Source organism: methanotrophic endosymbiont of Bathymodiolus puteoserpentis (Logatchev) (assembly GCF_900128525.1).
Taxonomy (GTDB): Bacteria; Pseudomonadota; Gammaproteobacteria; order Methylococcales; family Methylomonadaceae; genus Methyloprofundus.
The window spans coordinates 1-25,453 of sequence record NZ_FQTQ01000177.1; the positions used below are offsets into that span (position 1 = coordinate 1).

At 40.3% G+C, this 25,453-nt stretch carries 27 protein-coding genes; 2 read left to right on the top strand and 25 right to left on the bottom strand.

All coding sequences use genetic code 11. The annotated features are described in order from the left end of the window. Positions 1 to 277 (top strand): hypothetical protein (locus BQ7314_RS12900; RefSeq protein ID WP_217423851.1); only part of this gene is annotated, 277 nt, incomplete at its 5' end. Between the two features lie 107 nt (positions 278 to 384). Here the strand turns inward: BQ7314_RS12900 and BQ7314_RS12905 are convergent. The 5 genes from BQ7314_RS12905 to BQ7314_RS12925 all read right to left on the bottom strand — a co-directional run bounded on the left by BQ7314_RS12905 (position 385) and on the right by BQ7314_RS12925 (position 5,410). Further along, positions 385 to 1,458: an IS66 family transposase gene (locus BQ7314_RS12905; RefSeq protein ID WP_174484100.1), complete on the bottom strand. Its 1,074-nt coding sequence runs from the start codon at positions 1,456 to 1,458 to the stop codon at positions 385 to 387. 395 nt (positions 1,459 to 1,853) lie between these two features. Next, on the bottom strand, positions 1,854 to 3,485 hold the full coding sequence (locus tag BQ7314_RS12910; RefSeq protein WP_174484101.1) for a copper resistance D family protein: 1,632 nt from the start codon (positions 3,483 to 3,485) through the stop codon (positions 1,854 to 1,856). 9 nt (positions 3,486 to 3,494) lie between these two features. Next, on the bottom strand, positions 3,495 to 3,857 hold the full coding sequence (locus tag BQ7314_RS12915) for a copper resistance CopC family protein (RefSeq protein ID WP_174484102.1): 363 nt from the start codon (positions 3,855 to 3,857) through the stop codon (positions 3,495 to 3,497). 555 nt (positions 3,858 to 4,412) lie between these two features. Next, the gene (locus BQ7314_RS12920; RefSeq protein WP_174484103.1) at positions 4,413 to 4,997 is read right to left on the bottom strand and encodes an ATPase; all 585 of its coding nucleotides are present in this window, start codon (positions 4,995 to 4,997) and stop codon (positions 4,413 to 4,415) included. Next, complete coding sequence (locus tag BQ7314_RS12925; protein WP_174484104.1) at positions 4,994 to 5,410, bottom strand: TA system antitoxin ParD family protein; 417 nt, start codon at positions 5,408 to 5,410, stop codon at positions 4,994 to 4,996. Before BQ7314_RS12925 ends, BQ7314_RS12920 begins: the two co-directional genes overlap by 4 nt. A gap of 610 nt (positions 5,411 to 6,020) precedes the next feature. On the opposite strand from BQ7314_RS12925, the gene BQ7314_RS12930 reads away from it, so the two are divergent. Continuing rightward, the gene (locus BQ7314_RS12930) at positions 6,021 to 6,221 is read left to right on the top strand and encodes a hypothetical protein (RefSeq protein WP_174484105.1); all 201 of its coding nucleotides are present in this window, start codon (positions 6,021 to 6,023) and stop codon (positions 6,219 to 6,221) included. 436 nt (positions 6,222 to 6,657) lie between these two features. Here BQ7314_RS12930 and alr read toward each other — a convergent pair whose 3' ends face one another. From alr to BQ7314_RS13030, 20 genes are all read right to left on the bottom strand, one after another. Then, the gene (gene alr / locus BQ7314_RS12935; RefSeq protein ID WP_174484106.1) at positions 6,658 to 7,758 is read right to left on the bottom strand and encodes an alanine racemase; all 1,101 of its coding nucleotides are present in this window, start codon (positions 7,756 to 7,758) and stop codon (positions 6,658 to 6,660) included. After that, positions 7,755 to 9,149 (bottom strand): replicative DNA helicase, encoded by a 1,395-nt coding sequence (dnaB, locus tag BQ7314_RS12940; RefSeq protein WP_174484107.1) that lies wholly within the window; start codon positions 9,147 to 9,149, stop codon positions 7,755 to 7,757. The genes alr and dnaB overlap by 4 nt, the downstream gene beginning before the upstream one ends. 317 nt (positions 9,150 to 9,466) lie before the next feature. Continuing rightward, entirely contained in the window at positions 9,467 to 9,859 is a 393-nt protein-coding gene (gene rpsI / locus BQ7314_RS12945; protein ID WP_174484108.1) for a 30S ribosomal protein S9, read from the bottom strand. A 19-nt stretch (positions 9,860 to 9,878) separates the two neighbouring features. Then, positions 9,879 to 10,307 (bottom strand): 50S ribosomal protein L13, encoded by a 429-nt coding sequence (gene rplM, locus BQ7314_RS12950; protein WP_174484109.1) that lies wholly within the window; start codon positions 10,305 to 10,307, stop codon positions 9,879 to 9,881. A gap of 78 nt (positions 10,308 to 10,385) precedes the next feature. Beyond that, positions 10,386 to 12,002, bottom strand: coding sequence for a sensor domain-containing diguanylate cyclase (locus tag BQ7314_RS12955; protein ID WP_174484110.1), 1,617 nt, complete (start codon positions 12,000 to 12,002; stop codon positions 10,386 to 10,388). Positions 12,003 to 12,005: 3 nt separating this feature from the next. Next, complete coding sequence (locus BQ7314_RS12960; RefSeq protein WP_217423852.1) at positions 12,006 to 12,419, bottom strand: substrate-binding domain-containing protein; 414 nt, start codon at positions 12,417 to 12,419, stop codon at positions 12,006 to 12,008. Positions 12,420 to 12,423: 4 nt separating this feature from the next. Further along, positions 12,424 to 13,683, bottom strand: coding sequence for a hypothetical protein (locus BQ7314_RS12965; RefSeq protein WP_174484112.1), 1,260 nt, complete (start codon positions 13,681 to 13,683; stop codon positions 12,424 to 12,426). 34 nt (positions 13,684 to 13,717) lie between these two features. Next, complete coding sequence (locus BQ7314_RS12970) at positions 13,718 to 15,355, bottom strand: NAD(P)/FAD-dependent oxidoreductase (protein WP_174484113.1); 1,638 nt, start codon at positions 15,353 to 15,355, stop codon at positions 13,718 to 13,720. 24 nt (positions 15,356 to 15,379) lie between these two features. Beyond that, on the bottom strand, positions 15,380 to 15,691 hold the full coding sequence (locus BQ7314_RS12975) for a DUF3301 domain-containing protein (protein ID WP_174484114.1): 312 nt from the start codon (positions 15,689 to 15,691) through the stop codon (positions 15,380 to 15,382). Then, positions 15,692 to 16,273: an SMC-Scp complex subunit ScpB gene (gene scpB, locus BQ7314_RS12980; RefSeq protein ID WP_174484115.1), complete on the bottom strand. Its 582-nt coding sequence runs from the start codon at positions 16,271 to 16,273 to the stop codon at positions 15,692 to 15,694. Then, the gene (locus BQ7314_RS12985; RefSeq protein ID WP_174484116.1) at positions 16,266 to 17,078 is read right to left on the bottom strand and encodes a segregation and condensation protein A; all 813 of its coding nucleotides are present in this window, start codon (positions 17,076 to 17,078) and stop codon (positions 16,266 to 16,268) included. The genes scpB and BQ7314_RS12985 overlap by 8 nt, the downstream gene beginning before the upstream one ends. Before the next feature lie 12 nt (positions 17,079 to 17,090). Continuing rightward, a complete protein-coding gene (locus tag BQ7314_RS12990; protein ID WP_174484117.1) occupies positions 17,091 to 17,741 on the bottom strand; it encodes a site-2 protease family protein in 651 nt (216 codons plus the stop codon). Position 17,742: 1 nt separating this feature from the next. Next, positions 17,743 to 18,363, bottom strand: coding sequence for an L-threonylcarbamoyladenylate synthase (locus BQ7314_RS12995; RefSeq protein ID WP_174484132.1), 621 nt, complete (start codon positions 18,361 to 18,363; stop codon positions 17,743 to 17,745). Positions 18,364 to 18,545: 182 nt separating this feature from the next. Further along, a complete protein-coding gene (gene tsaB, locus BQ7314_RS13000; protein WP_174484118.1) occupies positions 18,546 to 19,247 on the bottom strand; it encodes a tRNA (adenosine(37)-N6)-threonylcarbamoyltransferase complex dimerization subunit type 1 TsaB in 702 nt (233 codons plus the stop codon). Positions 19,248 to 19,257: 10 nt separating this feature from the next. Continuing rightward, a complete protein-coding gene (tpx, locus tag BQ7314_RS13005; RefSeq protein WP_174484119.1) occupies positions 19,258 to 19,773 on the bottom strand; it encodes a thiol peroxidase in 516 nt (171 codons plus the stop codon). A gap of 21 nt (positions 19,774 to 19,794) precedes the next feature. Continuing rightward, positions 19,795 to 21,219 carry a ribosome biogenesis GTPase Der gene (gene der / locus BQ7314_RS13010; protein ID WP_174484120.1) on the bottom strand — a complete coding sequence of 475 codons (1,425 nt, stop codon included), beginning with the start codon at positions 21,217 to 21,219 and terminating at the stop codon, positions 19,795 to 19,797. A 331-nt stretch (positions 21,220 to 21,550) separates the two neighbouring features. Further along, positions 21,551 to 22,732 (bottom strand): outer membrane protein assembly factor BamB, encoded by a 1,182-nt coding sequence (bamB, locus tag BQ7314_RS13015; RefSeq protein ID WP_174484121.1) that lies wholly within the window; start codon positions 22,730 to 22,732, stop codon positions 21,551 to 21,553. A gap of 17 nt (positions 22,733 to 22,749) precedes the next feature. Further along, positions 22,750 to 23,394 (bottom strand): YfgM family protein, encoded by a 645-nt coding sequence (locus tag BQ7314_RS13020; RefSeq protein ID WP_174484122.1) that lies wholly within the window; start codon positions 23,392 to 23,394, stop codon positions 22,750 to 22,752. A 35-nt stretch (positions 23,395 to 23,429) separates the two neighbouring features. Beyond that, positions 23,430 to 24,695 carry a histidine--tRNA ligase gene (gene hisS, locus BQ7314_RS13025; RefSeq protein WP_174484123.1) on the bottom strand — a complete coding sequence of 422 codons (1,266 nt, stop codon included), beginning with the start codon at positions 24,693 to 24,695 and terminating at the stop codon, positions 23,430 to 23,432. Between the two features lie 49 nt (positions 24,696 to 24,744). Beyond that, positions 24,745 to 25,413 carry a tetratricopeptide repeat protein gene (locus BQ7314_RS13030; RefSeq protein ID WP_174484124.1) on the bottom strand — a complete coding sequence of 223 codons (669 nt, stop codon included), beginning with the start codon at positions 25,411 to 25,413 and terminating at the stop codon, positions 24,745 to 24,747. Positions 25,414 to 25,453 lie beyond the last annotated feature (40 nt).

Genomic DNA, 25,453 nt, shown 5'->3' on the forward strand with positions numbered 1-25,453 from the left:
CGCTGAATATCAGGGAACGGTTAACGATATTTATATCGTTGTATTATACGAAGGCAACTGGTACATGAAAGATAGAAATAATAACTGGCAGTTATGGGATACCCATATAAACTCATTAGTTTCCAATGCTTCACAAACACTTAATAATATTAACCCAGTTACTGTTATTGAGGGCTTGTCTGGCCTGCCCGGTAGTTATGCAGTATTTGTTGGTCATAGCACCAGTGATAGCAATCTCCACTATAACAGCACACCGTTAAATATTAAGGTGCAATAACTTTACAAGTAAAAAGCGCCTTTAACTAGGCGCTTTTTTACTATTTTTATTTGAAAGCACTCACCAAAACTTCATTAAAACCTAAGTTCATACCAATGGGAGAGTAATTATTCAGACACCCTAACATTTGGCAGTGCCGGTACCGGCAACCCTGACCGCTGACTTGCAATAACTTGTGCCAAATAAATCCACGGCGACTGATTTCTTTTACGGTAGGTTTCAATGACGCTGATCAAAATAGCAAACACGCGCGTGGCAATCCAATAGGCTGTGACGCGATCCGTACTGAACACCCATAACCAAAGAAAGGTCGTGTGTTCCATCCAGGAAGTCTCGTCTACATGCAGCAATTCGCTGTTGATAATCTCTTGAATAAACTCATCTTCAAGTGGCATAGCGGCTGCGCCGCTTTCGTGCAGGGTATTGTTAATGGTGCCAACACTTAATTTAATGCCTAACCAGTCATATAAAAATTCCTGAATATGCTCACGCGATGCCCGCATGCGGTAAGCAAGGCAGACGATCATGGCTGCAAGTCCTGGCCCCACTAAGCGCCATTCTGTTCGAGTAATATCTGGCAATTGAGCATGACTACTACGATTGACTTCTTTACGCGTAATATGTCCGTTGGTACAGGCTATCTCATAGAGTGTATGCTTGGTATTGGTGACTAAAATGCCGGGATGATTCACATCTGCCCAATCGACATTGATGGTTTCATACGCGGCATAAGCGATAGCATGACGCGACTCTAATGTTTGATGGCAGCAGTCACACGTTTCAGGATAATGGTTCTGATAATCAGTTATGGCTAGCTTTTGTGTTCGACCAAAGCCTTGTGCGCCAGGTTGCTTTCCTGGCTTCCGAGCTTCTTCATTTTCACCTTCGGACTGTTGTTGGTCTTTTTTAGCCGGAGGTCGTGGTTTAGCTGAGTCTTCGGTTTCAGTTGGATTGTCAGTCTCTTCCTCTGCTTGGTCGTTAGAGGGTTCTAGAGGTGCTTTATCCCAAGGCGCTTCGCTGCTAGGCGGGCGAGAGCTATTGCGAGAATTTTGACTTAAGCGCTCACGCGCGTCTTTTAGATCATTCAGTAACTTAATCGATAGGTGGCGTAACTCCCCTTCCGGTAAATTTAGAAGCTCGTCTTCATCGATTTGGCTTAGGTCTTGGTTACTCAATTGCATGGGATAAATACTAAGGCTTCTTAATGAATTTGTACAATATTCTTGTGCCGATTTGTCAATTATTTTGTATTTTCAGCTAGGGTCTGTGAATATTTACATGTGAGACTGTAATGACCTAATAAAGCAGGACAGCTCTCAAGGCTAACTTTTAATGTTATTAGAGTTTAAGCGTGAGCTTCATAAGAAACCGGCCTAAGAAATAATACCTTCGTCAAATTGACGAGAAAGTTAAACGTAAGAAAGAAGGCCAAGCGTAAAAGTATATTAGACTTGAAAACCACGTTCAGGGCACGTACGGATTATGTGTCGCTCAGCTTAAATTCAAAGAAGTTTTTCAAGCCTCAGAGATTGGTAAAATTCATGCTAATATGGCCTGAATTTTGGCGAAGGTATTGTTAATAAAGCGGCTCTTGATAAAAAATTAAAATCATACCAACCTGAAAAAAAGCAAATACCGAAACAAATCCTGCAATACTTTTTCCTGGATCATCTAGCTTCAACTCCAGCCAGCGCCCCACCGCCATAACTAGAGCAAACAAGCCCATAAAAGTATGTCCAATTTGAATTAAAAATGCACTCTTCACTTGAAACCCTATATGTGAGTGGGTTAGCAGCATCAAGCCCCCAACTGCACACAACAGAGGAAAAACATAAGGCAATTTACTGCTTGGGTTATGTATCATTCTGGCACGTAACTCCATCGAGCCTAACAAAAATACTAATAAAGTTGCAATCCGGTGCTGTAATATCTCCCCATTCTCCAACATACTTTCCCAAAAGCCCATAGTGCCATTTGGCCAAGTTTCTGCATCAGAACGCAATAAAATAAAAATCCCCAAACCGATAAAACCTACAGGCCAATAACGCGCCCATGTAAATGACTTTTTATAAGAAAGCATAGCCAACAGGCTCATGACAACGACAAAAACACCGGCGATATTATGATTATAATCAGACCATTCCGTCGATGCGACTGACGGCATTTGATTAAGAATAGCCGTACGCCCCGCTTCTCCCGCCAATAAAGCCTCATGACTTGGTGAACTAAGGTGTGGTATACGCGGAGCAAAAGCATTCAGTGCTTCCATCCACGTAGCGGTTAACCCTGGAATATCAATCGCAGGAGGCTGGGAGGCTAAGCTTGCAGCAGTAAATAACAAGGTAATTAAAACAAAGGTTTCCGCTTCTATATAATAGGGAACACGATTAAATAAAGCATATGGGTTCGCAGATATTTTATACTCTAAAACAGCACGGCGATTTAACCAAGCAAAGCCTAGTGCGATAGCTAATAATATTATCTTTACCAATAAAATATTGCCATAACCTGTACCAAAAAATCCATTTAAAGTCGTAATATATCCTATTGCCATCGGTACCCCCGAGAGCAGGATAGCAGCGACAGCCAACATGCCGACTTTAGAAAAGCGGTGTAGATACGCAGGCCATAAACCTTCAGTAATTTGTTTTTCTCCGGTTAATTTCCAAGTTAAAAGTATCTGAAAAATACCCCCTACCCAAACAGCCGCAGCCACTTGATGCACCGTTGTTAATATCATCAATAGAATACGATCTTCAAAACGGCCTGCCGCATGTACTAACCAGGCGCCAGAAATAATAAATAACAGCGCAAGCCCTGCCGCATTAATCCAATGCCTGCGTGAACTATTATTCTTGCGCAAATAAACATAGCAATAAGCCGCAAATAACAACACCAAGCCCATGCGCGTGATACCACCAATAAATTGCGTCGTATCGGCAAATTCAGGGAACGGCCAGCGATCTAAAATCGAGGCCATTAACCAAATTTTCAAAACAATTTTAATTAACTGCACTAACACCAAAGCAAATGCGCCCTTATAAATTAAAGCCACACTACGTTCTGTCAATAATTTATTTTGGCTTGCCGCCTGCCCCCACGGCTGAGCAACAAACAAACCCCATACGATCCCGCCAACAGCAAGCGCATAACAAATAAGGTCAATCCCGCCAATAATGGAATCTAAAAAATCTGCAATACCTTCCATTCCAACTCCTTAAGGCTGTACAGTAAAATGAATAATATCATCCGTTAAATGTCCGTCTGCCGCAAAAATCCGATAATGTAAGGCATATTTACCCACGTCTAATGCAGGCATATCAACTAGCACAACACCATGCGTATTGCCTACCTTTAATGGCAAAGCCTCTTCAATATCTCCAGTACGCACCAGAAAAATTTGCGACAAACCCACTTCCACGCTGGAATTAAAATTCAATTTAACTTGGCTCGTTTGGTGTGCATTGATCACACCTACGCTCAATGAATGCTCAGTAACAACGGCATGCGCATTCAATTGAGTAGAATGAAAAGAAAGTAAAAACAACAAGGAACATAGGAAGCGGTTACATGAATTCATAATAATTAATCGATAAAATTCTAAATATTAGCAATAACTAAATCATCTATTTTATAACTGAATATAGACTGTATAAAGGCTAATTTTACTTCAGATACCTTTACTGGAAAAAACTGAGGATTAATAAGGAAGCTCATAAAAATACTCATACCCAATCATTATAATTTGGCCATAAAGAATGGGCTTATCGGGGCGCAGTGCTTTAGCCTGCCATTTTAGGCTACGAAGGCAGGCTAAAGCACTGCGCCCCATGTATTATTGTATTACTCTTAACTTAATGGCAGTGGGGTTCTAAAGCGGGTAAGTTCATTCTTTTAAGGTTCCTAAGGAATGCACATTTTATAAAACCCGAAACTTTATGTCATGTAGCACTGCCAGTCCTTTGAGGACTGGCAGTGCTTTCGGGTATTATTGAATTTTGATTCCTAAGTAACCGCTGGCAAGCTATACCAATCCCAGTAAATAATCACTGTAATAGCCGTCATTCCCGGAACTTAGCTGCTATCGTTACTTTTAGTGTACGTTGAACAATTCGGTTATTAGCTAACATACCCGCTATAAATAACATTCTAATAAATCTTTGACCCAATTGGGCAAAGGTATTTCCTGATGTATTGTTTGACCATTAAGAATAACAGCCACTTGTTGAAATGGATTATCAATTCGGGAGTTATTAAGAATACGAACTTGGTCGCATAGTGGCAGTGTTTGTTTTATATTTTGCAGTAACCTTGGAATTCTATTAGCCACTTTTTCATCAGGAACATTATGCCCTCCCTCACTAAGTCGCTGTGCAACACGCGCTTGATTGAGAGAAACGGTGTCCAAATGAATAAATACCAATATAATCTGATAACCTAATACTTTCGCCTGAGCAACAAAATCAATTTTTGATGGGTGAGAAAATACCGATTCAAAACAGAAGCTCCGGCCTTCATATAAAAGTCTAAATCGCATTTCAGTTGCCAGTTTTGCTGCATCATAACTATGCTCTTCTGGTGCCTGGGGATATAATTCTTTTGCTAGAATATCTACATTAATAAACTGCAAACCTAATCGCTCTAATTGCGTTCGATAAAAAGTACTTTTTCCTGCACCATTACCCCCCGCTAGAATCCATAACTGTTTACGATCAGTCAAGATTTAAACTCATCAAAAGAGACAAATTCACCATTTTTAAACTGCCCGACTAAAACATTTCCATTTTGATCAATTCGCTCTAAATATCCTGGTTGAGTTAAGGATGCTTGATACTTAATGGCGCTAGATGTCACTGCTTGTGATAATGATCCTTGTTGCCGCTGAGCTTCAAGCTGATTAAAAACCTCATCAGGATCAATTGGTTTGCCATAGATAGGTTCTACTTTTACTTGTGTTAATCCTGTTGAAATAGAGAGTAATGTATCAGGGTCTAGAACTGTTGATACCTTTCTACCTATATCTGCCCAATATTCTATTTGTTCGGCAGTACTACGGTGAAACCGTTCTCCAGTTAACTTAGCTGCTTGCATCAAGTTTTCTTGCAATCGTACAGGTGATAATGCTTTAGCCATTTCTGTATCCTTTAAATTAAAATCAACGTTATGATTGTAGCATAATGCTACAATCATGTGCTTACTATCCTATAGGCCGCTTGTGGGAGGCGACGCACGAAACGGAAGATAAACCCCGTTAAGGTATTTTTCGTTCCATAATGTCTAAGACTTTTAGAGATTTCGTTATAAGACATAAAATGAGATATTTAAAGGCCGCATTCCAGCGCTCATAAAAATATTACCAGAATGTATACCTTAGTGATCAAAAATATATTTTCATAGTCCGTTATGGGTCGATAACAGACAGTGTCAATCTCGCTATTCCCCCTAATTAAACATAACATTACCAAAATACAAAGATATACGGAATTTTAACTTAGGTTTATAATCAATTTTTGGCATCCTTCATATAGTGCCAAAAGTAGCTTACACTGTTAGTGCTTATTTAATAGATTCCGTAGGAAGGGCTTTTAGCCGCGATTTTATATAAGTCGCGGCTAAAAGCCCCTCCCACAAATAACCTCATGATTAATAATCAGTGAACTATAACTTAAAGTGTAAACTGAGAAATGAAAGATGCCCAATTTTCATTCTATCCACTGTAATACAACTTTATGGAGATATGACCATGGATTTTTTGGATTCACTCAATCATTATCTAGCAACTCACCCTGTCATGCTGGATCAACTTGAATTTGCATTCAGGATTAAATACTGGCTCTTATTAGGTATAGCTATTTATTTTGTTTTGCTACCTTACAGGGAGTATAAAAAAGAAATAAAAAAGCAGATTGAACTATCTAAAACAGAGGGTCATTTTCTTGCGTAAAAGCTAATGATTAAGGAATGCACATCAAATAAATCCCGAAACTTTAGAATATCAAGCACTACTAGTCCTCAAAGGACTAGTAGTGCTTGATATTCGACTTCGAGATATTATTGAGTGCCGCTCGCCTTACTGGTTTTTAAAGAACTTTTTCAAAATTGGCATCCTTCATCCTTCAGTTTACACTTTAAGTGGGAGCGGCTTTAGCCGCGATAGTGTCATGAACTATCGTGGCTAAAGCCACTCCCACGAAACCTATTAAATAGGCACTAAAAGTGTCAACTACTTTTGGCACTATATGAAGGATGCCTCAAAATTCAATCACGAAAGCAATATTAAAGTAACACCTAATCAAGAGCTTATAAGGATCGGTAAACATTTAATATTCGAGAGTAAAGTAGTGAAACCTAACATTAAATAATCTAAGACCTTTAAAAAATTAGGCTTCGCTAAGGTGTTCCTTGACCAATACCTGCACTCTCTGAGTAATACCACAGAGCAAGGTATAAGGAATCGTTCCTGCGCAAGTAGCTATCTCTTCTACAGGCAAACCATCTCCCCACAATAGCACTTGATCTCCAAGCTGCACGCCCGAGCAAGCATTTAAATCAACGGTCAACATATCCATAGACACGCGACCAATCAATGGCGCACGCTTATTCCCTATTAATACTGGCGTTCCCTGTTTTGCATGGCGTGGATAACCATCACCATAACCTATCGATACAACACCTAGGCAAGTATTTTTATCTGCTTTCCAGGTAGCGCCATAACCAACCGTCTCGCCTTTTTTAACTTGCTTAATGGCAATAATACGTGAGTACAAACTCATGACTGGCAAAAGGCCGAGTTGCTTTGCAAACCCCTTTAACATTGGAGAAACACCATATAACATTAACCCTGGTCTAACCCAATCAAGCCTAGTATCAGGCCAAGCAATAATAGCAGCAGAATTAGCCATGCATTTTTCACCGGCATAATTTTTCGTTGCTTTAGTAAACACCGTAAGTTGCTGTACTGTTTTAACATCTTGCACATCATCCGCATTAGCAAAATGGGTCATAAATACCATAGGCTGACGCACGCATTGACACAGTTGTAAGCGCGATAATAATTCTGAAAACTGCTCAGGCCTAATACCTAAACGGTTCATACCAGTATCAATCTTTAAAAAAATCGTTATAGAATCAGCTAAAGCGACTGACTCTAGTAATTGAACTTGTGCTTCAGAATGAACTACCACATCTAGCTGGTAATGCAGTAGAGCTTCTATTTCATCGATCTGACTAAATCCTTGCAGGATTAATATGCGCCCTTGAATACCTGCTTTTCTTAATCGGATCGCTTCATCTAATCGCGCAACCGCTAAAGCATCCACTTCTGCGCTTAAGTTCTGCGCAATACGAATCAAGCAATGTCCATAAGCATTAGCCTTAATAACGGCCATAACTTTTGAACCAGGCGCATATTCACGTGCCCTGCACACATTATGGCGCAAAGCCGCCATATTTAATTCGATATGCGCAGCGGCTGGAATCATTCATAGTCTCCACCCGAATATGCATCATGAGCGCAATTTTCAAATCGGGTATATTTACCTAGGAAAGTTAGCCGTACGGTACCAATGGGCCCGTTACGCTGCTTACCAATAATCAATTCCGCCAAACCTTTATCTGGGCTATCTTCGTTATAAACTTCATCTCGATAAACAAACATAATGACATCGGCATCCTGCTCAATACTTCCCGACTCACGTAAATCTGACATAACTGGCCGCTTATTGGGGCGCTGTTCTAAATTACGGTTTAGCTGCGATAAAGCGACAACGGGGACATTTAATTCTTTAGCCAAGGTTTTTAAGCCACGAGAAATATCTGAAATTTGAGCAACACGATTATCTCCGCTGGCAGGTGATTGCATTAACTGCAAATAGTCTAAAACAATCAAGCCTAATTGACCGTAATCACGCGTTAAACGCCTTGCTCTAGAACGTACTTCATTTGGTGTTAAACCCGGTGAGTCATCAATAAATAATTTTGTTTCAGCCAATAAATTAATTGCCGAAGTCAGCCGCGGCCACTCATCATCATCTAACTTACCAGTACGCACTTTATTCTGATCAATTCGACCTAAAGAAGACATCATCCGCATAGCTAAAGAGTCTCCAGGCATTTCCATGCTAAATATAGCAACCGGCTTACCACTGGCTATAGCAACATTTTCTGCCATATTCATAGCAATGGTGGTTTTCCCCATTGAGGGACGGCCAGCAACAATAATTAAATCACCTGGCTGTAACCCAGATGTCATCTCATCTAAATCTGTGAATCCAGTTCCTTCCCCTGTAATATTACCCTCTTGCTCAAATAAGGTTTCTATTTTTTCTACTGCCGTACCCAATAATTCTTTAATCGGGGTAAATCCGGCCTGCCCTTTCTGTCGCTGCTCGGCAATTTCAAAAACACTTTTTTCTGCCTTCTCCAATAAGTCACTCGTTGATAAACCTTCTGTATTAAAGGCTGATTCCGATATATCACTACCGATATGAATCAACTGCCTTAATACAGAGCGATCACGAACAATATTGGCATAAGCTACGATATTTGCGGCACTCGGCGTTTCTTTAGCTAAAACACTTAAATATGCTAGGCCACCTGCATCATCTAGCTCATCCATTTTAGTTAATGCTTCAGAAATAGTGACCACATCAAAAGGCACCTGCTTATTAGCTAAATCTTGAATTGCAGCAAAAATCATCCGATGATCTTTGCGATAGAAATCAACGCTAGCGACTTTATCAGCAACACTGTCCCAACGTTCATTATCCAACATTAAACCACCCAATACTGATTGCTCAGCTTGAATAGAGTGCGGTGGTACCTTCAGCGATTCTATCGCTCTATCGCGACTTATAAATTCAGCATCAGACATCTACTTACCCCATTTCAATCAAAAAATATTATATAAATAAGGCTAGCATTTTAAGCTCGTACATATTTATGTAGGGTATGCACCGCATACCTTATCAACCGAAAGGTACGCTACCATAATGCCCCGCCTTAAGTGTATAACCTATAAATAGAAATTATCAATTAGCGTGCATGGCGGACTGAAGTCCGCCCTACAATTACCTTAATCCCATAAAAAAAGGGTTGTAATTTTAACAATTACAACCCTTTTTTGCTGATCGATAAAGACGTTTAATATGCGTAAAAAACCCATAAAAAACAGTGCATATTGAAAACCGATTAACGTTTTGAGAACTGAGGACGCTTTCTCGCTTTATGTAAACCAACTTTCTTACGCTCCACTTTACGTGAATCACGCGTAACAAAGCCAGCCTTTCTTAATTCAGCACGTAATGTTTCATCATATACCATTAAAGCGCGAGTAATACCATGACGGATAGCACCAGCTTGACCTGATGGGCCGCTGCCTTTAACCGTAACATTGATATCAAATTTATCTGCTAATTCTACTAACTCCAATGGTGAACGAGCAACCATTTCATCAGTTTTACGACCGAAGTAAACTTCAATCGATTTATCGTTAATTGTAATTTTTCCAGTACCTGGTTTTGCGAAAACACGAGCAATTGCTGTTTTGCGTCTTCCAGTACCGTAATATAGAGCTTCTGCCATGATATTAACCTGTTAGTTGTTAAAGTTCTAAAACTTTAGGTTGCTGCGCTTGGTGTCCATGATCAGGACCCGCATAAACTTTTAATTTTTGAAACATTGCACGACCCAAAGGGTTTTTAGGCAACATCCCTTGAACCGCATTATTGATAATACGATCTGGAAAAGTTTGTCTTAATTTACCTAAACTAACACTTTTCAAATTACCGATATAACCTGTATGGCGGTAGTACATTTTATCTTTTTCTTTATTACCAGTAACACCAATTTTTTCAGCGTTAATAACAATAATATAATCGCCCGTATCAACATGCGGTGTATATTCTGGTTTATGCTTACCGCGAAGGCGTCGTGCAACTTCAGTAGCTAAACGTCCAAGCGTCTTGCCCTCTGCATCGATCACATACCAATCACGCTTCACTTCAGCGGGTTTTGCGCTAAATGTTTTCATATTCGTATCTTTGTGTAAGATTTTAAGTTAGCCGTCTATCATACTAAATAAACATTTTGTTTTCAAGAAGATATTCCCTTAACAAAGCAACGAGATGTGCTCTATTTTCAGCACATTATTTTCGCCCCTAAAAGCATATCCATTCTTCCCTGAGCGCTTAACCTTATACATAGTTTCATCTGCCTCTTCCAATAAATCATCAAAAGAGCTGTCACCACTACCATCAAAATTAGCAATACCAATACTAACGCCTATATTAACCATTAACTGATCATTAATTACCATAGGCTGCTGAATCGAATGGATAATTTTCTCCGCCATTGCAAACTTAAAAGACTCAGGGTAGTCACCAAATAAAATCACTAGAAACTCATCTCCCCCTAGACGACAAACGACATCCGCAGTACGCACACAATTTAATAACCGTCCAGCAACAACCTTGAGTACTTTATCACCCGCAAGATGTCCATAGGTATCATTGACCAGCTTAAATCCGTCAAGATCCAGCATCAAAAAACAAGCACCCTTGCTCTTAGTATCAAGCATAATATGCTTTTTAAATAAGGATTGAGCCGCTGCTTTACGCAATGTTCCCGTTAACGCATCATGCATAACTTCATATTTAATAGCTTGCTCAGCACTCACTCGCTTAGAAACATCAAACAAGACACCTTCAACCAAAATATTACCTTCCGTGCCAACCACCTTCGACATTAAACAATGCACCCACACAGGCTCATTACTCTCCTGCTCTAGTAGTTGAAAATCTTGACTCTCTAATTGCCCAGACTTAAGTGCCTTAGCAAATAAGGCCTCAAATTCACATTGCTTACGGAAAAAACCAGCTAAAACACAAGTATTACTCAGCAACTTATCCTGCAAATGCAGGATCAACGGCAAAGTCAAATTATGACCTAATAACATACCCTTTTCGCTTAGCAAAAAAAGCCCAGCGCTAGAAGCATTATAAGCATGACGCAACTGTTGTTCTATTGATTCAATTTCTATTCGTAATTGGTGCTCAATATCAAACTCATGCTCTAAAGCCGTCAATAAATTATTAGTATCACTAATGAAGCGCCCTAACTCATCATGCCTATTTCTTTTTAAAATAGGCACACTTGCCGCTTCACCGGCCTTAATCTCATGCAAAGTATTAGAGGCTAAACTTAAAGGCTGGACAATATAATGATGGATAAGCAATAAAATGACCATAGCAGTGATACCAATTAGGCTAATCGATATGATGATATTAGAAATAACTCGCTGCTCTGCCGCTGCTTTATTAATTCTATCTGGCCACTGAACCTCCAACTGCCCCACTAACTGCTCATCACCAAAAGGCGAGTAAAGCAAACGTAGCACTCTGTTTTCGGAATTACTAAAATCACGTTTCACCTGGCTTAGAGCAAAACTACCTCGACTTTTGATTTCAGCTTTATATACCTTATCATTAGCTAACAACCCCTTGAGCACATCAACAGCAATTTGCTCATTATGGGAGTAGGCAGCCACTACCGCCGTTTGCTCAACCGTATCTATTAATTGTTGCAACTGTCGCTCGGTCTGTACTTTTGATCGGTGATATTCGCCAATATACAGCCCTATAGAAGCGGTAAACACCAAAATTAGCGTAGCAGGCAAGACAAGAAAAAGCATCTTACGGTGTAAGCTTTTAAACTTTAATCCATTCATAAGTTACTCTAAAGATAAAAGAACTCGCACCCGACTATCTCCAATACTACGCCTATTAATATAGGCAATAGCACCTTGATTTTTCTGAACCGCCGACAAAATAAGTTGGGCGCTAGGCAATTTAACTGGCGGCATCCCTTGTCCACTAAATATAATTCGCGCCCAATAAGCATCAATCTGCTGAATAGAGCGATGCGTTAACAACGAATAAAATGGCTCTCTCTCCTTGGAAAAATCAAAAGCTACAGCCTTGAGGCCATTAGCAAAAGCCCTCTTTCTGCCCATAAATATAGACTGAATTTCAGTTTTTGTCATAACCGTTACAGGATTATCAATATTCGTAATCACTACAATTTCAGCCCGCACAGCAAAAATAGGCAGTAAAAAAGCAAATAAATATTTAATAATTGTTTTCATCATATTAGAAAACAAAATCCACACCCAAAGACCATAAATTTACTTGGCTTGGTATATTCCCCGGTTCATCCTGAGTCCAGAGAGCTGCCCCCCGATCACCAAACCAAAAATGTGTCCATTGAGCTTTAAATGCAATATTTGTATAAAAATCCCACCGCACTCCTAGTGAAAATGATTGCTGATCAATTGAATTAAAATTCAAAACTTGATTTAGGCCTTTCTGCAAACCCAACAATGGTGGGGCCAGCACAGAAGGCGCAGGAATATTAACTCGATCATTAAACGAAAAACTTAAGCCATATAATCCGTAAACCGTAAACTCAGAAATACGTCGGCCAAAACTAAAATACGCACTTGCCGCATCGACAACATAAGCATTATCCGTCTCCATGTAAGAGGCTTCTGCTTGCCCTAGCCAAATACCATCATCATAAGCCCCTCCCACTGACATAAAATGCAAATCAGTGCCCTCTAAAGTCAGCGCAGCTGACAAGTCAGAAACTCCTGGGTAAACAGGTGCTAAAGCAGGGTTATTAACAGCATCAACAAGCTCTTGCGATGGCACATCCGACAAAAAATGCATATAGGAATATCCTGCCCGCAGACGCCAATCCCCGGTCTCATACACTATATTCAGGCCAGCAATAGGGGCTTTTATACTAAACAACCCCAATCCGGTGTGCATTTGGCTATAGCTATATCCAGCCTGTAATTTTAATGTTAAAAAACTATCATCTATCACAAATTTTTGCGCAAAATCAATCCCATCAAAATGGGACAATGGAATATTGGCATAAAATTCATGTGGAGGTCGCATCCATACATAAGCATAACCGACCTCACGATAGTCAGACAAAAGGAAAGTATCCAGCCCTAGCCGCCCAATACGTATATTAATATCGTCTCGTGGACGCCAACTTAGAAATGCCCACTCTAAATTTTGCTCAAAAAAATCTCCCGCATGGTCACGCGCAATCCACTGCACTGTCGTATGTAAAGAGTCGCTAATATCTACATCAAGCTGCACACCTAGACGTGAGTCTGTCGTTACTCCCCAGTTATTATCAACGGCTTTAGTCTGCGTTCTATTGCGTAAGAAACCAATACGATCAGTATCTGACCCGGTCACACCAAAACTACCAAAGCCTTTAATAGACCAGCGCTTACTTTGCTCATCGGCATTTGCTGTTGCCATAAAACAGACAAACAAAAGCAGATAGCACTTAAATAACACTAACTTCTCAGCCAAAGACATAAAATTCACTTATTTCCTACCATTGGCACTTCAATACAACGCTTTATCCATTAGACTCATTACTTTTCAACCCATCTTGTTTTAACATATCCAAAGCCACGGCCTCAGCTATTTTTATACCATCAACGGCTGCGGATAAGATGCCACCCGCATAGCCCGCCCCCTCACCGGCAGGATAAAGCCCTTGGGTATTAATACTCTGCAAACTATTATTATCACGTTTCAAACGTATGGGCGATGAAGTTCGCGTTTCCACGCCGGTTAATACCGCATCATGCATTGCAAAACCACGAATCTTCTTATCAAAAGCGGGTAAAGCCTCACGGATCGCGGTAATCGCATATTCTGGCAAACAACCACTTAAATCCCCCCAAGTAACTCCCGGTTTATACGATGGCTGAACACTACCAACCGCCGCACTTGGCTGAGCCGCTATAAAATCACCCACTAATTGCGCTGGCGCATTATAATTTTCACCACCCAAGATAAATGCCTGCTTCTCCAGCGTATTTTGCAACTCCAAACCTGCCAAAGGCTCCCCTGGGTAATCTTTTTCAGGCTCAATACCCACCACAATCGCACTATTAGCATTGCGCTCATTACGTGAATACTGGCTCATGCCGTTAGTCACAAGATGGCCTTCCGCAGATGTTGCAGCAACGACTGTACCACCAGGGCACATACAAAAACTATAGACTGAACGGCCATTTTTACAGTGGTGCACTAATTTATAATCTGCCGCACCTAACAACTTATGCCCTGCAAAATCACCAAAGCGACACTGGTCAATTAATGATTGCGGATGCTCAATTCTAAAGCCTATAGAAAAAGGCTTAGCTTCAATATAAACACCTTTATCAAATAACATATGAAAGGTATCACGCGCACTATGCCCGACAGCAAAAATAATATGCTGACTAGCTAATATTTCACCATTGGCTAAGCGAACACCCTGAACTTTCTGGTTTTCGATCAAGACTTCATCGACACGTTGCTCAAAACGAATTTCACCGCCCAAGGATTCAATCGTAGCACGCATTTTTTCCACCATAGTCACCAGCTTAAAAGTCCCTATATGTGGCTTACTCAAATAGAGAATTTCTTCTGGCGCGCCAGCGGCAACAAACTCTTGTAGTACTTTACGGCCGTGATGTTGCGGATCTTTTATTTGTGTATACAGCTTCCCATCAGAAAAAGTGCCTGCCCCACCTTCACCAAACTGAACATTAGATTCGACATTTAATTTACGCTTGCGCCACAAACCAAAAGTATCCACAGTACGTTCACGCACTTGCTTGCCACGTTCTAAAATAATAGGTTTAAAACCCATTTGTGCCAAAACTAAACCGACAAATAAACCACAAGGCCCTAAACCTATAACAATGGGTCTTTCACTCAAACCTTCAGGCGCTTGAGTAACAAATTTATAAGTATCATCAGGTCTTGCTTTAACTTGCGTATCTTCGGAAAATTCCGCTAATAAAGTTGAGTTTTTACTGGTATCTACATCAAGACTATAAATAAAAAAGATATTTCTCTTTTTACGTGCATCATAGCTACGCTTATAAATATGATAGCTCAACAACTCACTATCCTTAAGAGATAACTTATTGAGTATTTCCGTGCGTAATGCTTGTTCAGTATGCTCTAAAGGAAGTTTGATATTGGTTAAACGTAGCATAAAGGTAATCTAAGGTAGGTAAAATTATTGTATTCGGTGCGGATCTAATTGTATTGATTGCACACGGCGACCCAGCATAGAAATATTGCCATTGTACCTCTCTGCACCGGTAGAAGAAAATTCAAACAAATAGGTACGCGCAATATGCCACTGACTACGATTATCTTTTTTTAGTGCAAAACTAGAAAAAGCGATATAACCGTCCAGCATTTGCAAATCCATATCACGGCAATGTCTTTGCGTTGCTGACCACGCAATTTCTTTCACTTTTTGCGCACTTTGCCAATACATAAATGCGGTTGAAAATAACAAGATGAAAAATATCTCAGTCCACATTCAAATCTCCATTTCACCCTCAAGCGCTAATGCTTGTAGCTCTTGTAAAGGCGGCATAGCCGCCAAGGAATCTAAATTAAAATAATCTAAAAATTGCGCAGTCGTTGCATAAAGTGCTGGTCGCCCAGGCGCTTCTTTATGTGCAATAACCTTGATCCATTCTCGATCCAATAAGGTATGAATCATATTGGAACTAACACTGACACCGCGAATTTCTTCTATATCGCCACGCGTGACGGGTTGTTGATAAGCAATAATAGCAATGGTTTCTAATAATGCACGCGAATATTTCGGGGGCTTTTCTGAAAATAATCGCGCCACCCAATCCGCCATATCAGTTTTCACTTGAAAGCGATAACCGCTAGCTACTTTATGCAAACCTATTGCCTGATTTCTGTAATCATCACACAGTGCCTCCACTGCTGCCTCTATAATGACTCGCTCTGGCCTCTCTAATTCTGGAAAAACCGCTTGTAATTGAGCAACTGACATCGGCTGTTCCGCTGCAAATAACAGCGCTTCCACTATGCGCTTAACTGTTGTATTAACCCGCTGTGCAGGCTCGACACTTTTCTCAGTCATTACCGCCTCCCACTCTTGCTCGAATACGCAACTCACCAAAAGGCTCGGCTTGGAGAATCTCAATTAACTCTGCTTTACTCAATTCAAGAATAGCAAGAAAGGCAACCACAACCCCTGCCCTGCCTTCTTGGTAAGTGAAAAATTGAGCAAAAAGAAAACTGCCACTGCCTTCAAGCTTAATCATAATAGCGGCCATTCTTTCACGCACTGACAAAGCTTCTTTAGTAATGGTATGATGAGTTAATTGATCCACACGTTTAAGCACTCCTTGCAAAGCTAACACAATATCTTGCAGTTGCACTTCTGGCTTTGGTTTATGCACATTGACATTTGAGGTGTCGATTGTCGCGATAAAAATATCCCGCTCCATGCGCGGTATTTCATCTAACTCTTCTGCTGCTTTTTTAATCCGTTCATATTCCTGTAAACGGCGAACCAGAACTGCCCTGGGGTCATCCTCATCCTCTTCGACATTTACCTGCCTAGGTAATAACATACGTGATTTTATCTCGGCCAGCAAAGCAGCCATCAACAAATATTCAGCAGCTAATTCAAACCGAAAATTACTCATTACCTCAATATAAATCTTATATTGTTTAGTAATCTGAGCGATAGGAATATTAACAATATCTAAATTTTGCTTTCTAATAAGATACAGCAATAAGTCTAAAGGACCCTCAAAGGTTGTCAAAAAAACTTCTAACGCTTCAGGGGGAATATATAAATCGTCTGGCCAATCCAAATAAGGTTGCCCTGCAACCATTGCAGTTACAGTTCGAGATTCAGCAACCAAATTAATACTCATACGCCTAAAATGCTACAAGCCTGCAATAGAGAAAAAGAAACCTTTAGCTATGCTTAATGGGTAGCCTAAAACGACACCCAAGCTATCAGTCATTAATAATAAAACCAATAGGTAAAAACCATATTTCTCAAACTGGTCATAATAAAGACTTAATCGCCCTGGCAATATCCAAGACAAAATACGACTACCATCTAAAGGGGGAATCGGTAATAAATTAAGCAAACCCAAAATAAGATTAATCATTATGCCAGCTATACCCACATAAATCATGGGAATTGAGAATTCAGGCGTATTAATCAAAACTCCCAAACGAGCAAATAAAGCCCAGCCTAAAGCCATTAAGAAATTAGCAGCAGGCCCAGCCAAAGCAACAATAGCCATATCATGCTTTGGGTTTCTTAGATTTCTGATATTAACAGGGACTGGCTTTGCCCAACCGAAAACAAACCCCGTAAAAGCAAGCATTAATCCTGGCACTAAAATCGTACCCACAGGATCTATGTGTTTAAGCGGGTTTAAAGTTAACCGCCCCAACATCCAAGCAGTTTTATCACCATATTGCTTCGCCACCCAGCCATGCGCCACTTCATGCACGGTAATCGCAAAAATAACAGGGATAACCCAAACGACAATTTTCTGTACTAACGTTAATTCATCCATCAAATCACCCTAACATAGGCGCTTCGCCTTTACCTTGGCGAATAATCTCCATTTCGCCATCGGTACAAGAAATAATTGTGCTCCACTCATCTTGAATAACCCCTGCATCAATAATTAAATCCAACTCATGCTCCAAGCTTTCTCTAATTTCATAAGGATCGCTTAACGCATATTTCTCACCAGGCAAAATCAAAGAAGCTGTCAAGAGTGGCTCACCTAATTCGGCAACGATTGCCAAAGCAATTTTATTATCAGGAATACGAATACCTATTGTTTTGCGCTTAGCATGCATCATCCGTCTAGGCACTTCTTTAGTCGCATCTAAAATAAAAGTAAAAGCCCCCGGAGTCAGCGTTTTGATTAATCGGTGCGCATCATTACTCACTTTAGAAAAAGTAGAAATTTGCCCTAACGCTTCACAAATCAACGTAAAGTTATGTTTATCATCTAACTGCCGAATACGTTTAATTGTATCCAATGCCTGCTTATCTCCTATATGACAACCCAAAGCATAGCCCGTGTCTGTAGGGTAAACAATAACGCCACCTTTACGAATAATCTCGACTACTTGATAAATTAATCTAGCCTGCGGATTTTCAGGGTGTATTGCAAAAAATTGAGCCATATCATTATTCATTACTAAAGTCTAAAAGAAAGAGTATCAACTACTACGAAAAAAAGACATTGTTCATATAGCACCAAAAGTAATTTACACTGTTAGTGCCTATTTAATATGGCTTTAGCCACGACAGTTCATGCCACTATCGCGACTAAAGTCGCTCCCACACGATCCATATTATTAAAACTTTAATTATTTCGTAATGCCTCGCGTTCTGCCGTCGTTTTTGCGACTTTATCACGCAGATATACGGGCATTGCTTGTTCAACAGGAACGGCTTGCTGGCGCTGTACGCCGATTGCACCTAATAAAGCGACCTGCGATGATCTAGGCAAATAACCGGCATCAAAACCAAGTAACTGCGCACCTAACCGCTGAGTTAAAACTTGTTCATAGACTTGCCAACCCGAACCTATGCCATAGCCTGTTAATTGCAAAGCATCGGCATCACTGGCTGGCTGTACTTTTTCCACGCCTATTAACTGAGCAAACCCTTCAGCATCACGCTGATAAACCGCCCAGTAAATCTCACTCATACGCGCATCAACAGCAGTAAAAATCATATCGTACGTTGTTTTTTGCAAACAAGCCTGACTAATAGCCGCTAGAGTAGACACGGGGACAACAGGTAAATCAGCACCATAAGCAATGCCTTGCATAACGCCCGTTGCGATACGCACGCCTGTAAACGAGCCAGGTCCACAACCAAAAGCAATAGCATCGAGTTGTTGCGGCTTTAATTCCGCTTCAGCCATTAAACTATCAATCATGGGCAAGAGCAACTTAGCATGCTCTCTAGGCGCAACCTCAAAACGCTCTTGAATTTCTCCATCTACATAGAGGGCAGCAGAACACGCTTCTGTTGCCGTATCAACCGCTAATATTTTCATTTTTGCTGAGTTATAAATCTTTGAATACTTCCATGACCTCATGGTAATCAGGCTCATGGGTAATCTCAGTCACTAATTCAGTATAAATCACCTTGTCATTTTCATCGATAATGATTACTGCCCGAGCAGTTAAACCCGCAAGCATACTATCCACTAAGCGCACCCCATAATCATCGGCAAAACTCGAACGAAATGTAGACAAAGGAGTCACATGGGTTAAGCCTTCTGATTCACAAAAACGACTTTGTGCAAAAGGTAAATCAGCAGAAACCATTAATACGACAGTATCTTTAAGATGGCCCGCTTTTTCATTAAAAGTCCGCGCCGATGCTGCACAAACGGGCGTATCTAAGCTAGGTACTATGTTAAGAATTTTCTTTTTACCTGCATAGCTTGCTAAGCTCACTTCATTCAAGCGCCCATCCACTAAAGTAAAATCTGGTGCTTTAGTTCCTACTGCCGGCAACTCACCATTGGTATTAATAATAATTTCATCATTACCTGGTTTAAACGTTAATTTGGCCATTGTTTTTCCTTTTTAATATAATTACTTTTTCTTTTTCTTGTCAGCAATTCTTTTCTTTTTGTTATGCTCCATTAAGCGCTTTTTCTTAAATAACTGTCGATCACTTAATTTATTCTTAATTTCTTTAAAAGGGTTTTTCGGTGATTTAAAAACAATCCTTATCGGTGTCCCTTCTAATTTTAATTTCTGACGATAATAATTAATCAAATAACGCTCATAAGCAGCAGATAATGACTCAGTTTGGTTGCCATGTATCACAATAATCGGAGGATTACGCCCGCCCTGGTGTGCATGTTTCAGCTTCACTCTGCGTCCATGTACCTGAGGCGGTTGGTGTGCCGCTAGGGCATCTTTTAAAATTTGTGTTAATACTGAGGTAGACATGTCTACCATTGCCGCATCATAAAGTTTATGTACGACATCAAATAATTTACCTACGCCACTGCCATGTAGTGCAGAAATAGAATGCTTTTCAGCAAAATCTAAAAATGGCAGCTTAACAGCCGTTTGACGCTTGATTAATTCACGCTGGTCATGTGTTAAGCCATCCCACTTATTAAAGCCGATAATTAAAGCACGCCCCGCATCTAATACCATGCCGAGTAAATGCTGATCTTGATCTGTAATGCCTTCACTTGCATCAATTAAGTAGATCACTACATTGGCTTTTTCTACTGACTGCAAAGCTTTAATAATGCTAAATTTTTCCACCACTAAAGTGACCTTTGCACGCCGGCGCATCCCGGCCGTATCAATCAAGGTATACTTTTTGCCATCTCGCTCAAAGGGAATATAGACACTGTCCCGTGTTGTACCGGCCTCATCAAAGACAACGACACGTTCTTCACCTAACAAGCGATTGACTAAGGTTGATTTACCTACATTAGGTCGCCCGACAATCGCAATTGCGACACCTTGATCTTGTAACTCTTCTTCTGTCGGCTCCTCTTCCTCAGGCAATATTGCACTAACACGTTGCAATAATTCATTCACCCCTCGACCATGTGTCGCGGCAATCGAAACAGGCTCACCTATCCCTAAGCGATGAAACTCAGCCGTGGCAATGTCAGCATTAATGCCATCAATTTTATTGGCCACCAAAATAACCGGCTTGTCCAGTTTTCTAAGCATATCCGTGATCGCTTGATCGGCACTGTTCATGCCCTCACGCACATCCACTAAAAATAAAACGGCATCTGCCTCTTCTAAAGCAATTTGCACTTGTCGTTTAGCTACTGAATCTATGCCATCTACATTATCGGTAATCCCACCTGTATCAACTAATAAGTAAGCTTTCTCACCTCGCTTAACACGTCCGTATTTTCTATCCCGAGTTAACCCAGGATAATCGGCAACAAGTGCATCCCGCGTACGCGTTAAATAATTAAATAAAGTTGATTTACCGACATTAGGTCGACCAACCAAAGCAATAACAGGTAGTGTCATACTGGTTCCGTAAAATTAAAACAACAGGCCAATTAATGACCAAAACTCAAAAACATCACGTAGAGTCATTACCTTTGCGTGAATAATACCGCTCAAAAGCTCCCCCCAAAGAGAAAAGCTTAGGTGAACTGAAAATAAAAATAAAATTCTTACTCGCCGGAGCCTCACTAATATGCAGGAACTATCCGAGGCTAGGCAATAATTTAAGCCCGTAAATATAAGTGCACCATATACCTTATTACACCGAGGTACGCATCCACACCTTACCTTACTGCTTTACCTCGAATACAAGCTTCAGACTTGCAACTCGCTATATTTTAATAGCGATACCTTAAAATAAAACAACTTTAACGGCAGCAAGCGTACCATCACTCGCATAAACATAAATCACATCATCAACCACTATAGGTGTTGCAACAATCGGGCTATCGGTAATCTCTATACGCGCCAATAAACGCCCGTCAGTTTTTGATAACCAGTGCAAATAGCCTTCAAAATCCCCGACCACAACATAGTCATCATAAACAGCGGGCACTGACAAGCGACGCTGATGCAAATCCGTTTGCTTCCAATAAGATGCGCCATTGCGCTGATCTAATTGCCAGACATCACTGTTCACGTCACTTAAATATAAATAACGCTGATCAGCATTCAAACCATGAGTCGCCGAAATAGATTCATTACGCCATAACACTTCACCATCAACGGGAGAAACTGCACTGATGCCGCTCTTATAGCTACTAACGAAAACGGTATAATCCTTTAATACTGGCGTACCATTAATATCTGTTAAGCGCTCTATTTCAGATCGTCCTTTTGGAATCGCAATACTGGTTTCCCATAAATGTGCCCCATCCATCAAATTAAGTGCAATCAACTTACCATTAGCATTACCAATAATAACGCTATCGTCCACAACAACTGGCGACCCAGCTCCGCGAATACTTAAAGCGGGAACACTGCTCTCAACAGACCAAACCTGCTTACCATCAATTCTATTCAACGCTATATCTTTACCATCCGTAGTGCGCACCAATAACTTATCACCAGCAACCACAGGCAGAGCCATAATTTCACTGGATACGCGGTGTTTCCAAACGGCTTCACCCGTTACTACATTTAAAGCCAAAACATCTGCTTTACTGGTACCAACAAAAACAAGATCATCATCAATAACTGGGCCCGATGAAATAGGTAATTCAGTTTCCACTTCCCAAAGTAACTCACCATCCAGCAAACTTCTTGCTTGAATTAGACCGTCGTGGTCAGCGATAATAATATGCCCATCCGCTATGGCTGGCACTAAATTCATAGCTAACCCATCAGTACCGACACCATCATCCTTATCCCATAAAATTTCTAATTTTATTTCAGGCTGATACTCTGTTAGCTCAGCAGGCGGTTCAGCATTATCTGCATCACTAAACAAGTCACCGACAGCACTGGAAAATGTAGTGATTGCAGTACAACCACTTAAAGCAAGCAACACGAATCCAATGAAAAATTTACGCATTAGGTAATAAACCACACTTATCCTTGAGTACTATCAGCCGCGGTTAAATCATCTAACTTAAATTGCAATAAGGGCGAACCTTGGCCTGCTTGTAATGCTAATTGATAGGCTGTTCGTGCTTCACCAATCTGCCCCATAGCAACGTATAAGTCACCTTTTAATTCCTCATAAATCCCTGCAAAGCCGCTCAAAGATGACTGATCCACATCAGCAATCATCTGCAAACCTTGCTCATATTCTTTTTGCGCTAATAACACGCGAATTAAACGTGTACGTGCCACATGTTTAATTTCCACATCATCAGTGGCAGTCATTGCTTGCTCAAGAATTGCTTGTGCTGCACTTAAGTCATTTTGCTTAACTTTTTCTTTTGCTTGAAATAACAAAGCATAAGCATCATAAGCTGTTGAGCTAAATTCAGTATTCAATTTGCTGGCAAATTTATCAACTAATTCAACTTTCCCTGCCGTATCTGCTTGTAGTAATTGCTCATACATGTCAGAAGCCGTATTGATTTTATCTTTTTGATAACTTTGCCAAAAATTCCATCCGCCAATTGTAATAGCAGCGATGACAACACCAGAAATAACCGATGATCCATTCGCTTTCCACCAATCTTTTAAAGCTGCTACTTGTTCTTCTTCAGTTTCGTAAATTTCCACTTTAATTACCTTTTGTATCGTATATTATGAATTTGTTAGTTTTTTATTAATTCAATAAGTTCTGCCAATGTCACAGTACGCTGCTCCACATCCTTGCGTAAGAATTTTATACTAATTTCATTGTTTGCGATTTCATCATCACCTAAGATCAACGCGTAATCTGCACCACTTTTATCTGCCTTTTTAAACTGGCTTTTAAAACTGCCTGCTCCACAATTCATTTGCAGTCTTAAATTCGGTAAACAGTCCCTTAGTTTTTCCGCTAAAAGCAATCCAGATTTCTCTGCTGCTGAACCAACTAAAATCATATAGGCATCAATTGATTGAATAGTATCCAAATCTTCGCGCGTTTCTAACAAAGCTAAAATACGCTCCATCCCCATAGCAAAACCTACTGCATGATTTGGTTTGCCGCCTAATTGTTCGATTAACCCATCATAGCGGCCACCTGCACAAATCGTTCCCTGTGCACCTAATTCACTGGTAACCCATTCAAAAACAGTTTTGCTGTAATAATCCAAGCCTCTCACTAAGCGCTGATTAATCGTGTAAATAATACCTAATGCATCTAAAGTATCGGTCAACCCTTTAAAGTGCGCTTTGCTCTCCGCACCCAAATAACTCATTAAGGTTGGAGCATTTTCAACTAAAGCCTGCATAGCAGGGTTTTTAGTATCTAAAATACGTAAAGGATTACTCAATAAACGGCGCTTACTGTCTTCATCTAATAATTCAGGTTGCTGATTAAAATATTCGACTAATTTTTCACGGTAAACAATACGTTCTTCAATCGTACCTAAAGAATTAAGCTGTAATTCAACTTTGCCCAAAATGCCTAAACGCTGCCATAAACGATAACTTAATAAAATAAGCTCTGCATCAATATCTGAACCTGCCATACCATAAGTTTCTACGCCTAATTGTATAAACTGGCGATAACGACCTTTTTGCGGACGCTCATGCCGAAACATTTGTCCATAATACCAAAGTCTATGTACTTGGTTGTGTAATAATCCATGTTCTAAACAGGCACGCAAACACCCCGCTGTACCTTCTGGTCGCAACGTTAATGAATCACCATTACGATCGTCAAAAGTGTACATTTCCTTTTCTACAATATCAGTCACTTCACCGATAGAGCGCTTAAATAATTCTGTTTTTTCAACGATAGGTAAACGTATTTCTGCGTAACCATACGTCGCTAAAACGTCTCTGACTTGTTGTTCAACAAACTGCCAACGAGGCGTTTGATCAGGTAAAACATCGTGCATGCCACGAATAGCCTGAATATTATTTGCCATATTTTAGGTACTCATATTTAATCTGAAGAAGGTAATTTAGCCAACAAGTTTAATCCGCATAAGGGTATGTGTGCTTTAATTCCAGTTGATATTGCTCAGCCATATCATCGTCTTGTAAGGCTCGTTCCACTTTAACAGCTAAACGCAAACCTTCTAAGGTTTTTCCAGCATTTGCAAAATAACGCTCAATAAAGGCTCTTGCTGCCATCATTTCTCCTTTGCTGTAGCGAATTTTTGCCATTTCCAGCAAAGCGGGTGCATAATTTTTATTTATTTTTAAAGCGTAATAAAACTTTTTCTCAGCTTCGCGTTTCTGGCTATTTTTTAAGTCATATAAACCAAGATAAGTATAAGCGACCCACTTCCTCTTATAAAAAGGAGCTTTTACTATACGCTTAAAAGTGCTTAAGGCTTCCGCATACCTTTCTTGGCCATATAGAAAAACAGCATAATCAGTTAATATATCAAAATTATCAGGCTCAACGTGCAATGCTTTAGCAAAAGAAATCTGCGCTTGATCTGGCAAGTTTTGGCGCATATTAATTAAGCCCATGACCTGATAAGTCTGTGCATTATTAGTATCTAAAGCTAACGACTCCTTTAAATACTCCAGCGCATAGGTATATTTTTCCAGTTGATAATATGCCAAGCCTAAATCTGCTAGTGTTTGCGCACGCTCTTTAGCAGGCCGCTCTACTGCCACCTTATCGGGCTGCATATAATTGTTGTTATCATTCGTGGTCGAGCATGCTACTATC